Below are 12,239 nucleotides of genomic sequence, written 5' to 3'. Positions count from 1 at the left end.
AGCTTTTAATCAATTCAGAAGTGTCCTCACTTTCTAGCCCTATAGAATCCTTTCTGCGTTTATTTATATCGTCTAGTTTGGATTTAGTTAATTTTTTCCTCAAATAGTCTCTTAGCTCTTCTGCTTTTGCTCCGTTTTTTAATCGATCACGAGAAGCCATAAAAAGGTCTTTTCTAAATTCATACTTCATCTTTGTACAATCTACATTAATTAAAAGATAATCTTTAAGTAGATTGTATTTTAAACTCCGGGTGATAAACTCAGTAGTATAGTGACCATGTACTTGTCCATTCATAGAAAACAGAACTGACATATTGTTTTTAAAATATCTCCTTTGAATATCGGCTTTGGTTTCTTTGACTGTTTTACCTTCCTGTTTCGCTTTGAAAACGTAACAGGTAACTTTCATTTTACCGAATAAAATATCTTCATATTCTTCAGAAAACCAATCTTCAACATAATCTTTTTCTTCCTCCAAACGCCTTTGTAATCCATAAACTGTAGTTTCTAAAACTTTATTGTTAGGATATCGTTCCTTTGTGTCAATTGTAAAAACTGGTAAAACGGGCTTAAATAAAAATTCATTCAAACTTTGATTCAAGTCCTGAGCAAAACCTGATATTCCTTTCATTTGATAAGAATACATCTTGATAATTGAACCCGTTTTAAACTTCCTGTTTAGTAATTTTAAATCAAGCTCTGTAGTATCAAATGCAGGAATTTTGTTGTCAATTTTTAAATACTCATACCATGTATTCTTTTTGGTTTCTAATTCATCTTTAGATAAAGGATGTTCTCTAACTAGTGTGAAGCCGAAACTACCTGAACCATCATATCGTTTAGAACCAATTAGCTGATAGCCTTTAGTTCCACAAAATACAATAGCACCGCTGCCTCCCATATTGTATTTACCTTGTACGAAATGAATTTCATTTTTATTCCCTTTCATCAAGGAAAGAAAGGTGTTTTCAAAATCTTCAGGATGTTGACCTTCTCCATTGTCATATATAATTACAGAACTTTGTTTTGTGGGACCATCAGCAATAATCTGTATATCTTCGGCTTGGTTTCTTCTGAAAGTATTCAAATCCCAATTTTTATTATCGGGAAAGAAAATATCTATTGCTTCATCCATTGATTTAGGAGCCTCTTTGCTTTTTGGTTCTAAACCTAGCTCCAAACACTTTTTCATCAGTGTAGCATCTATTGAATTGGTTACTTTTTCTACTAAAGCGGCAATAGGATTGGATTGCTGATTTTCAATGATGCTGAAATTAGATTCATTTTGCCCGATTGGAAACCAGTTTTCTGTATTAGAAAGATAAGAATTATCAGAAATTAGATTATCAATATCTGATTCCGTTTTGCAATTATATATAGATTCGAATAAAGCTTTCAATATACGTAAAGTGATTAGTTAGTTATTTATTTATAAAATTCTTAATTCGTTGCATTAACAAATTAATATCTTTTTTTGTATTATGTTTTCCTAAAGAAATTCGCAAGCTATTCATAGCATCATTATTACTTAATCCCATTGCAAGCAATACATGTGATGCTTGGACTAATGCCGAATTACAGGCTGATCCATTGCTAACTGCTATATCATTATTCATTCCTATAAAGATTTCAGTATCAAAATATGGTATACATACATTAACCGTATTGTAAATCCTTGGGGCTGATTTACCATTAATAAAAGCTCCATCAATTTGTGATAATTCATTCTCAAGAAAATTTTGTAGATGCATTATATGAGCTTCATTTTCTTTCATTTCTTCCTGAGCAATACTACATGCTCTTCCAAGTCCTGCAATCAATGGTACATTATAAGTCCCACTTCTTAAGCCGTTTTCTTGCCCCCCTCCATGAATTAATGGCTGTATTATATTTTGCTTTGTAAGACTCTGATTTATGTAAATTCCCCCTATGCCTTTTGGAGCATACATTTTGTGGCCTGAGAAACAAAGTACATCTATATTAGAATCATTTACATTGATTAGAGATTTTCCTACTCCTTGTGTTCCGTCACATAGAAAGAAAATATTAGCATCTTTTGCTATTTTTCCAATCTCTTCTATAGGATGAATAACACCTGTCTCATTGTTTACCCACATGATACAAATCAATAGAGTATTTATGTTGATTGATTTCTTCAAGAGATCTAAGTCAATTGTTCCATTTCTATCAACAGGTAAATATGTTATATTAAATCCTAAAGTCTCAAGATATTGACAAGTTTCTATGACTACTTTGTGTTCTGTTTGACAAGTGATTATATGCTTTTTATTATTATTGGGATGTAATGCTAATCCTTTCAGAGCAAAATTTATACTCTCTGTTGTTCCTGAAGTAAAATAAATCTCGTTTGAATCAGAATTTATCAATTCTGCTACATTGATTTTAGCATCTTCTATAGCAAGTCTTGCCTTATTCCCAAAAGAATAATTACTAGATGCATTTGCATATATATCGCGGAAATAAGAAGTGACAACTTCAATAACTCTAATGTCAACAGGTGTAGTTGCATTATTGTCCAAGTATGTAATAGTGTTTTTCAAAAAATAATTGAGTTTAAAGAAAATTAAAACACGCTAATATAAGAAGTTTTGTCAGTTTTTCAGTCTTATAATGACAAAATATTCCTTTCAAAGACAATTCATTAATTCAGCAATATATCTCCTTTAGATTTGTCTCATAAGCCTGCGTAACGTGGGTATTAGTAATAATCCTAATTAATTAAAATCATGAAAAAACAAACAAAAAAGGTTCTGTTATTGGGAGTAGTACTCCTAGCAGTATCGGAAACCTTTGCACAGGGTAACGGCGTAGCCGGTATTAATGAGGCAACGCAAATGGTCACTTCCTATTTCGCACCGGCAGTACAGCTTATTTATGCCATAGGTGCTGTGGTAGGGCTTATTGGAGGCGTCAAGGTATATAACAAATTTAGCAGCGGTGATCCTGATACATCAAAAACAGCAGCTAGCTGGTTTGGAGCCTGTATATTCCTAATTGTGGCAGCTACAATATTACAAGCCTTTTTCCTTTAAACGTGGTGATAAAGATGGCAAGCTACAACATCAATAAAGGAATCGGAAGGACAGTTGAATTTAAGGGGCTTAAATCCCAGTATCTCTTCATTTTTGCAGGTGGACTTTTGGGTATTCTCATTTTGGTAATGATTCTGTATATGGCAGGTGTGAATTCGTATATCTGCCTGTTTCTAGGAACTGGTGGAGGATCACTAATCATCTGGCAGACCTTTTCTCTCAATAAAAAATATGGCGAACACGGATTAATGAAAATTGGTGCTAAGAAAAGGCATCCTCAGTACATCCTCTGTCGAAAATCTATTCATCGTTATGTTCAACTTTCAAAAAACAACAGGTAATGAGAAATGCATCCAAAATATCAACTTTAGAGAATAAGTTTCCTTTGATGGCTATAGAAAATAATTGTATTCTTTCTAAAGATGCCGATATTACCGCCTGTTTCAAAGTTCATTTACCGGAACTGTTCACAGTGGCCTCTGCTGAATATGAAGCTATTCATTCCGCTTGGCATAAAGCTATCAAAACCCTGCCAGACTATACGGTTATCCACAAACAGGATTGGTACATCAAAGAAAGTTATGCTCCAGATATGGCAAAGGAAGACCAGAGTTTTTTGGCAAAATCCTATCAACGCCATTTCAACGAGCGACCATTTTTGAACCATTATTGCTATCTGTTTCTGACCAAAACTTCCAAAGAGCGTATGCGGATGCAAAGCAATTTTTCATCCCTTTGCAAAGGAACTTTAATTCCGAAAGAAATCAGGGATAAGGAAGTAATTCACCGTTTCATGGAAGCCGTTGCACAGTTTGAACGAATTATGAATGATTCTGGATTTGTTGAACTTGTCCGTCTGAGCGAAGAAGATATTATCGGGAATGGTGAAAAACAAGGGTTACTGGAACAATACCTTACTCTTTCCAAAGAAGCAAACAGTCCGATGGAGGATATTGCTCTAAGTGCTGAAGAATTGCGTATAGGGAATAAAAGATTATGCCTGCACACCTTGTCTGATACGGATGATTTATCAGCAACAGTGTCAGCAGATAATCGTTATGAAAAACTTTCCACCGACCGAAGTGACTGCCGTTTATCGTTTGCTTCTCCTGTAGGTTTGCTATTGAGTTGTAATCACATTTATAACCAGTACCTATTTATTGATAATAGTGATGAAAACCTTAGAAAATTTGAAAAGTCGGCAAGGAACATGCATTCGTTGGCACGCTACAGCCGAAGTAATCAGATAAATAAAGAGTGGATTGAACGGTATTTGAACGAAGCACATTCTTTCGGGCTTTCTTCTATCCGCGCCCATTTTAATGTAATGGCATGGTCGGATGATCCAAATGAGTTGAAGCAATTAAAGAACGATACCGGAAGTGCTTTGGCACTGATGGAGTGCAAACCCAGACACAACACTACTGATGTGGCGACACTTTATTGGGCGGGCATCCCAGGTAATGCTGCGGATTTTCCAAGTGAAGAAAGCTTTTACACGTTTATAGAACCGGCTTTGTGCTTCTTTACCGAAGAAACAAATTACCAGAATTCGCCATCACCATTCGGAATTAAAATGGCAGACCGCCTAACTGGAAAGCCTATTCATTTGGATATATCGGATTTGCCAATGAAGAGTGGGATTATTACGAACCGGAACAAATTTATTTTGGGTCCATCAGGTTCGGGAAAATCGTTCTTCACTAATCATATGGTTAGACAATATTATGAACAGGGTGCTCACGTACTATTAGTTGATACTGGAAACAGTTATCAAGGTTTATGCGAACTAATCAAAGGAAAGACCAAAGGAGAAGACGGTGTTTACTTCACATATACGGAAGACAATCCTATTGCTTTTAATCCATTCTATACTGATGATGGTGTGTTTGATATTGAAAAAAGAGAGAGTATCAAGACTTTGATACTGACACTTTGGAAACGTGATGATGAACCGCCAACCCGTTCAGAAGAGGTTGCTCTTTCCAATGCCGTGAGTGGTTATATCGAGCGTATTAAAAAAGATGATTCCTATCCATCCTTTAATAGTTTCTATGAGTATGTAAAAGGCGATTACCGTAAGGTATTGGAAGAAAAACAAGTAAGGGAAAAAGATTTTGATATCTCCAATTTTCTGAATGTTTTGGAACCTTACTACAAAGGTGGTGAATATGATTACCTTCTCAATTCTGATAAGCAGTTAGACTTGCTATCCAAACGTTTTATCGTGTTTGAAATTGATGCTATTAAGGATCATAAAATTTTGTTCCCAATAGTGACAATCATCATCATGGAGGTTTTTATAAACAAGATGCGAAGGCTCAAAGGTATTCGTAAACTGATTCTAATTGAAGAGGCGTGGAAAGCCATTGCAAAAGAAGGAATGGCGGAGTACATCAAGTATTTATTTAAAACGGTTAGGAAATTTTTTGGAGAAGCTATTGTCGTAACTCAGGAAGTTGACGACATAATCCAGTCGCCCATTGTCAAGGAGAGCATTATCAATAATTCAGATTGCAAAATCTTGCTCGATCAGCGAAAGTACATGAACAAATTCGATGACATTCAGGCAATGCTCGGATTGACCGACAAGGAAAAAGCACAGGTATTATCTATCAACATGAACAATAATCCCTCACGACTTTACAAAGAGGTATGGATAGGCTTGGGTGGAACGCACTCGGCGGTCTATGCCACCGAAGTTTCACTCGAAGAGTATCTCGCTTATACTACCGAAGAAACGGAAAAGATGGAAGTGATGCAGCTCGCGGAAAGCCTGGACGGAAATGTAGAATTGGCAATCAAACGTATTGCTTCCCAAAGAAGAGAAAATATAACTAATTATTAATCCTTAAATTTTTAAAACAATGAAAAAATTAATGTTCATGGTGTGTGCAGTACTGATGTTAGTTGCGACACCGTCCGCAAAAGCCCAATGGGTAGTGACCGATCCTACCAATTTGGCACAGAGTATTGTGAACAGTGCACAGGAAATCGTTCAGACTTCTTCCACAGTTACCAATGTGATCAAAAACTTCAAGGAAGTTGAAAAAGTGTATAATCAAGGGAAACAGTACTATGATGCCCTGAAAGCTGTCAACAATCTGGTAAAAGACGCACGTAAGGTGCAACAGACAGTACTAATGGTAGGTGATATATCAGAAATCTACGTGACAAACTTTGGAAAGATGATGAACGATCCCAATTTCGCACCGCAGGAGCTCGCTGCAATTGCCAATGGGTATTCACAGCTTTTAAATGAAAGTACAGAACTGCTTAAAGAACTGAAGCAGATTATAAATGCTTCAAGTTTGTCACTGAATGATAAGGAGCGAATGGATATTATCGACAGGGTATATAAAGAAGTGAAAGACTACCATAATCTGGTACGATACTATACTAACAAGAATATTTCCATAAGTTTTTTAAGAGCCAAAAAACAAAATGACAGCCAACGTGTCTTGCAACTTTATGGAACTGCCAATCAAAAATACTGGTAAAGTATGATTTTAGCTGTCGAATTTAACAATCTTCATGAGGTATTACGCTCATTATATGACGAAATGCTTCCGCTTTCAGCGGAGATGGCTGTTGTAGCGAAGGGTGTTGCGGGATTAGGTGCCTTGTTTTATATTGCTCTTAAAGTCTGGCAGGCACTCAGCCGTGCGGAACCGATTGATGTATATCCGCTTTTAAGACCTTTTGCTTTGGGCTTGTGCATTATGTTCTTTCCTACCATTGTATTGGGAACTATTAATGCTGTATTGAGCCCTGTAGTAACCGGTACGCATAATATATTGGAGGGTCAGGTGCTTGACCTGCATGCATTGCAACAACAGAAAGACCAATTAGAAAGGGAAGCCATGCTCCGTAATCCTGAAACAGCTTATCTCGTATCAAACGAGGAATTTGACAAAAAACTTGAAGAATTGGGCTGGTCGCCTTCAGACCTTGCAACGATGTCGGGAATGTATATCGAGAGGACAATGTATAATATGGAAAAAAGTGTCCGAGATTCTTTTAGGGAATTACTGGAGGTACTTTTTCAGGCAGCAGCACTCGTCATAGATACAATACGGACATTCTTTCTGATAGTCCTGTCCATTTTGGGGCCGATTGCCTTTGCAATCTCGGTATGGGATGGCTTTCAATCCACGCTTACCCAGTGGCTCACCCGATACATTAGTGTGTATTTATGGCTTCCGGTAGCTGACCTGTTCAGTTCTATGCTAGCCAAGATACAATCACTCATTCTGGAAAATGATATTGAGAGCTTGTCAGATCCGGCATTTATTCCCGATACCTCGAACACCGTGTATATTATTTTCATGATTATTGGAATTATTGGCTACTTCACGATACCGACTGTAACAGGTTGGGTTATTCAGGCCGGAGGTATGGGTAATTATAACCGCAACGTGAACCAATCGGCTCAAAAAGCAGGAAATCTTGCAGGTGCTGGTACAGGGTCAGTGGCAGGCAATATCAGCGGACAGCTTTTGAAAAAATAACGCGTATTAACCAATTTAAAATAAATGAAAAATGGAATTTAAAATTTTAAGGAACATAGAAAATAGTTTTAGACAAATCAGGCTTTTTGCCCTTGTTTTTGCTTTGCTGTGCATTGGCATTTCCGGTTATACCGTATGGAATTCGTATCAGTTTGCCGAAAAACAAAGACAAAAAATTTATGTGCTGGATAATGGGAAATCCCTTATGGTGGCACTTTCTCAGGATGCCTCGATCAACAAGCCGGTAGAAGCCCGTGAGCATATCCGTCGCTTTCACGAGTTGTTTTTCACTTTAGCACCGGATAAGCAGGCAATTGAAAGTAATATGAAACGGGCTTTTTACCTGGCTGATAAAAGTGCTTTTGATTACTATAAGGACTTATCCGAAAAGGGCTATTACAATCGCATCATAAGCGGTAACGTACAGCAACGTATTGAGGTGGACAGCATCCAATGTGATTTTAACCAATATCCATATTTGGTAAAAACATTTGCCAAGCAGTTTATCATCCGTTCTAGTAATGTAACCCAGAGAAGTCTTATTACTTCCTGCCTTTTGGTTAACTCGGTGCGTTCGGATAACAACCCGCAGGGATTTACCATTGAAAAATTCGGTGTATTGGAAAACAAGGATATACAGGTCATTCAACGATAAAAGATTATGAAAAAGATTTTAGACTATTTAGATGCGTTGAATAAGCGGATAGAAGAATGGTGTGAAAACCTTTCTCCCCAACAGAGAAAAAAAGCCATATTAATTGCTTTGGGACTATATGTATTGCTGGGGATTATCACTGTTGCAAGTGAATGGTCTGAATTCACAAAGCAAGATAAAAATATGGAAATCAGGCATATTCAGATTCCAGCTATCAAAAAGATGAATATACCCAAAGCAGACAGCGTACAAAAGTTTAATAATAACCAATAAAAATGATAATATGAAAGAAAACGAAAAAAAGAGACCAGATATTCTGGTAACAGAAGGAAACCGAAAAACGGACTCCGATAACCCGCAGAATATTTCATCCGGCAGGATTGAACGGTTCAAGAAACCGATGATTTTCGGGTTAATGATAATAGTCTTTTTAGGATGTTTGTATATGATTTTCGCTCCAGAGCCTAATAAAAAGCTGCCTGAAGATGTAGGAATTAATGATGCTGTTCCACAGGCTACTGATGCAGGACTGCAGGCAGACAAGCAAAAGGCTTACGAGCAGGAAATGATGGAACAAAAAGAAAGGGAAAAAAAAGCTACACTGATGGCTTTATCTGATTATTGGAATACGGACAGTACTGAAATGGAGCAACCTGATATTGAACAACTGGAAGAAGAAGCTGTTGTCAATTCTTACGGAAAACCACAGAGCAAAACTAATGCAGCTCTGAACAGCTACCGTAATATGCAAAACACTTTGGGAACATTTTACGAAGGAAATCGTGAAACCGATGCTTTACGCAAGGAACTGGAAGAATTGAAAGGGCAACTGGCACAAAAAGAAAGTCCGCAAAATCCGATGGAAAACCAGTTAATATTAATGGAGAAGTCATATGAAATGGCCGCCAAGTATTTTCCACAGACAGGCGATACAATTAAATCTAAAACAAGTGCTCAAGGAAATACTCGGAGAGAACCTATAGAACCGGTCTTTTCTGTTAAAAAGCAACCGATATCTTCTCTGTATCGAGAACCGACAAATGCAGAATTTCTGGACGACTGGAGTCAGCAGCGTAATCGAAATTTCCATACTGTGGGAAGCGTTTTAGAACCTTCTGCTCCTAAAAACAGCATACGTGCCTGTGTGCATGACATGCAAACCGTTTCTATAGGCAGTAGTGTCCGTCTTCGTTTATTGGAATCGGCACGTGTTGGAAACAGGATTATTCCAATAGGGACATTATTAACTACTGCATCGGTAAAAATGAACAATGGTAGGTTAATGTTACAAGTAACTTCGATGGAATTGGAAGGTTCTATTCTTCCTGTAGATATTATAGCCTATGATCTGGATGGACAGCAGGGGTTATATGTTCCTTATGCTCCTGAGATGAACGCTTTAAAAGAAATTGCTTCAGGAATGGGAAACTCTACCGGAACGAATATAATGTTGACTTCATCTCCGGGTCAGCAACTGACAGCAGATTTAAGCAAAGGACTAGTACAGGGAACTTCCGGTTATTTTTCCAAAAAAATGAATACCCCCAAGATAACACTCAAAGCAGGTCACCAGCTTTTTTTGGTACCTAAAAAATAATAGTAATTATATAAAAACTCAGAAAGATGAAACAGATTTTAAAAAACGTATTGGCTTTAGCCTTATTTGTTGGTTATGTAACCCTGTCTAATGCACAGGAAAATTTATCAAAGAATACAACACTTCCTTTAGGTAGAATCGAACCTTTCAATATGGAAGTAACTTATGACAAGACTTCCCATCTTATTTTTCCGGCGGCTATCCGTTATGTGGATTTAGGTAGTGGGAACTTAATTGCAGGAAAGGCTGAGGATGCGGAAAATGTATTGCGTGTCAAAGCTGCACTTAAAGATTTTAAGGAAGAAACGAACTTTTCGGTGATTACTGATGATGGACATTTCTACAATTTCAATGTGCTTTATGCCGCTTGTCCTGAGATACTGAATATTGATCTGCTAAAGATCCGCAAATCCGTAAACAGAAGTATGGAAAACGAAGCTCTGTTTGAAGAATTGGGAATAGATTCTCCTTCGTTGGCAAATTTGTTACTGGAAACTATCTACAAAAAAGACAAACGTATTGTAAAGCATATTGGGGCTAAAAATTTCGGAATTCAGTTTATTCTAAAAGGAATTTACATCCACAACGGTAAATACTATTTTCATACTGAATTCAGAAACCGTACAAATGTGCCTTTCCAAATTGATTTTATCAATTTCAAAGTGGTGGACAAAAAGGTAGCTAAGCGTACCGTAGTTCAGGAAAGACCAATGATACCACTTCGTATTTACAGACCACTGGATGAGATTGGAGGAAAAACAATTGAACAAAATGTGTTCCTGTTAGACCAGTTTACCATTGCCGACGATAAGGTCTTATTAATCGAAATTTTTGAGAAGAATGGTGGCAGACACCAGATACTGAAAATTGAGAACTCCGATTTGGTAAAATCCCAACTGATTAAGGATTTACATTTAAAATTTTAGTAACCCATTAAAAACAGTAAAATGAAAAAATATATCTGTACAGTAATGCTCGTTTTAATGAGCATCGGCTTTACCCATGCACAACGAATGCTGCCTAAGCAAAAAGGAATTGAAATCGGAGCTGGAATCTTATCCGGTAAGGAATCTTTTCAAGAGTATTACCTGAAAATAGGAATGACCGTCAATGGCAAAAATGGTAATTATGAGTTATGGGTATTTGAATACACCCATGAATATTATAAATACAGAGATATTGACATTCCCTTAGAAACTTATACGGCTGAAGGTGGATACAGTTTTTATTTGTTGGGAGATACTAGAAGGAATATTGCTCTGAATGCAGGTGTGACGGCTGTTGCCGGTTATGAAACGGTTAACCGTGGAAAAGTCATATTGTATGACGGAGCGAAAATACGCAGTGAAGAGGGTTTTATTTATGGAGGAGGGGTACATCTTTCGTTGGAGACCTATTTATCTGACCGTTTTGTTTTTCTCGTTCAGGGAAGGGCAAAAATACTTTGGGGCACTTCATTGGAACAATTCCGTCCGTCCGCCGGATTAGGATTAAGATATAACTTATAAAAAAAAATATGAAACAGTTAATCAGTTTAAATAGAGAACATTTTTCAGGGAAACTTAAATCGGTATTGGTGGTTTTAAGCCTGATTATTGGAGCCAGCCTCTTTATTTCGTGTGATAACGATTTGGACATTCAATCGGATTTCCCTTTCGAAGTGAATGTGATGCCCGTTCCCAACCAAGTAGCTAACGGACAGACAGTAGAGATACGTTTTACTATAGTGAGAAACGGCAATTATGAGGGTACAAATTATTTTATCAGGTACTTTCAGTTTGACGGACAAGGAACCTTACGTCTATACAACAGCTTTCCTTATCTGCCTAACGATCTATACCCGTTGCCGGCAGAGCAGTTCCGATTATATTATACTTCACATTCAAATGAATCAGAATCATTTGATGTATGGATCTCGGACAATTTTGGAAATGAAAAGAAGATAAGTTTTCAGTTTAACAACAGTAGTAATTAAGAGAATTCAAAGATTTATTACCAAAGCCAGCCTAAATTGGGCTGGCTTTAATATTGGTCTTATTCCCGGTATTATATAAATTTACATACAAGACGATTTCTTCTATTTAATCTTTAAACAGCACAGATATGGATTACACTTTATTGGTAATGGGAATTTTATCCCTCTTATTTGGATTTGGTTTGAGATACTGGATTAACAGAAGACGTTTTTACAGGACTAATTTCGCAGGAGGGGAAGGTTTTTCAAGTTATGAGAAATTAGTGCTTATTCGTTTTTTTGAACGGCTTGGAAAACTACTGGCTTATATTTTAATCCTCGCTGGTATATTTTTTATATGGGGTCACTCAAGGCTGAAAAAGGAAAATACAACTAAAAATTTTACAACTGAAATACATATTCCAGAGAAAAAAGAGAACTAATCTATAGATTTACTTCTGCCTACAAA

Annotated in this window: 14 protein-coding genes; 12 read left to right on the top strand and 2 right to left on the bottom strand. The window is 36.9% G+C overall.

Annotation, left to right across the window (positions count from 1 at the left end):
- Both B3L86_RS04130 and B3L86_RS04125 read right to left on the bottom strand, forming a co-directional pair.
- The coding region (locus B3L86_RS04130) for an ATP-binding protein (RefSeq protein ID WP_291115318.1) at window positions 1–1,399 on the bottom strand (1,399 nt) is incomplete at its 3' end.
- 22 nt (window positions 1,400–1,421) lie between these two features.
- A complete protein-coding gene (locus B3L86_RS04125; RefSeq protein WP_291115316.1) occupies window positions 1,422–2,561 on the bottom strand; it encodes a cysteine desulfurase family protein in 1,140 nt (379 codons plus the stop codon).
- A 186-nt stretch (window positions 2,562–2,747) separates the two neighbouring features.
- Here B3L86_RS04125 and B3L86_RS04120 point away from each other — a divergent pair, with 186 nt between their 5' ends.
- The 12 genes from B3L86_RS04120 (at window position 2,748) to B3L86_RS04065 (ending at window position 12,213) form a co-directional block, all read left to right on the top strand.
- A complete protein-coding gene (locus B3L86_RS04120; protein WP_291115314.1) occupies window positions 2,748–3,053 on the top strand; it encodes a DUF4134 domain-containing protein in 306 nt (101 codons plus the stop codon).
- Window positions 3,054–3,067: 14 nt separating this feature from the next.
- Window positions 3,068–3,394: a DUF4133 domain-containing protein gene (locus B3L86_RS04115; RefSeq protein WP_291115312.1), complete on the top strand. Its 327-nt coding sequence runs from the start codon at window positions 3,068–3,070 to the stop codon at window positions 3,392–3,394.
- Window positions 3,394–5,901 (top strand): TraG family conjugative transposon ATPase, encoded by a 2,508-nt coding sequence (locus B3L86_RS04110; protein WP_291115310.1) that lies wholly within the window; start codon window positions 3,394–3,396, stop codon window positions 5,899–5,901. Before B3L86_RS04115 ends, B3L86_RS04110 begins: the two co-directional genes overlap by 1 nt.
- Window positions 5,902–5,920: 19 nt before the next feature.
- Entirely contained in the window at window positions 5,921–6,553 is a 633-nt protein-coding gene (locus tag B3L86_RS04105) for a DUF4141 domain-containing protein (protein WP_290859439.1), read from the top strand.
- Between the two features lie 3 nt (window positions 6,554–6,556).
- The gene (traJ, locus tag B3L86_RS04100; RefSeq protein ID WP_290859437.1) at window positions 6,557–7,564 is read left to right on the top strand and encodes a conjugative transposon protein TraJ; all 1,008 of its coding nucleotides are present in this window, start codon (window positions 6,557–6,559) and stop codon (window positions 7,562–7,564) included.
- Between the two features lie 31 nt (window positions 7,565–7,595).
- The gene (gene traK / locus B3L86_RS04095; RefSeq protein WP_290859435.1) at window positions 7,596–8,219 is read left to right on the top strand and encodes a conjugative transposon protein TraK; all 624 of its coding nucleotides are present in this window, start codon (window positions 7,596–7,598) and stop codon (window positions 8,217–8,219) included.
- A 6-nt stretch (window positions 8,220–8,225) separates the two neighbouring features.
- Window positions 8,226–8,492 (top strand): TraL conjugative transposon family protein, encoded by a 267-nt coding sequence (locus B3L86_RS04090; RefSeq protein ID WP_290859433.1) that lies wholly within the window; start codon window positions 8,226–8,228, stop codon window positions 8,490–8,492.
- A gap of 10 nt (window positions 8,493–8,502) precedes the next feature.
- Window positions 8,503–9,816, top strand: coding sequence for a conjugative transposon protein TraM (gene traM / locus B3L86_RS04085; RefSeq protein WP_291115307.1), 1,314 nt, complete (start codon window positions 8,503–8,505; stop codon window positions 9,814–9,816).
- 26 nt (window positions 9,817–9,842) lie between these two features.
- Entirely contained in the window at window positions 9,843–10,742 is a 900-nt protein-coding gene (gene traN, locus B3L86_RS04080) for a conjugative transposon protein TraN (RefSeq protein ID WP_291115305.1), read from the top strand.
- Between the two features lie 45 nt (window positions 10,743–10,787).
- Window positions 10,788–11,324, top strand: coding sequence for a conjugal transfer protein TraO (locus B3L86_RS04075; protein ID WP_291115303.1), 537 nt, complete (start codon window positions 10,788–10,790; stop codon window positions 11,322–11,324).
- 8 nt (window positions 11,325–11,332) lie between these two features.
- Entirely contained in the window at window positions 11,333–11,791 is a 459-nt protein-coding gene (locus B3L86_RS04070; RefSeq protein ID WP_291115301.1) for a DUF3872 domain-containing protein, read from the top strand.
- Between the two features lie 128 nt (window positions 11,792–11,919).
- Window positions 11,920–12,213: a molybdenum ABC transporter permease gene (locus tag B3L86_RS04065; RefSeq protein WP_291115299.1), complete on the top strand. Its 294-nt coding sequence runs from the start codon at window positions 11,920–11,922 to the stop codon at window positions 12,211–12,213.
- The last annotated feature ends 26 nt before the right edge of the window (window positions 12,214–12,239 follow it).

The organism is Flavobacterium sp. UBA6135 (genome assembly GCF_002428305.1).
GTDB lineage: Bacteria > Bacteroidota > Bacteroidia > Flavobacteriales > Flavobacteriaceae > Flavobacterium.
The sequence above is the reverse complement of the archived record's forward strand: the minus strand, read 5'-3'. Positions and strand labels throughout refer to the sequence as shown.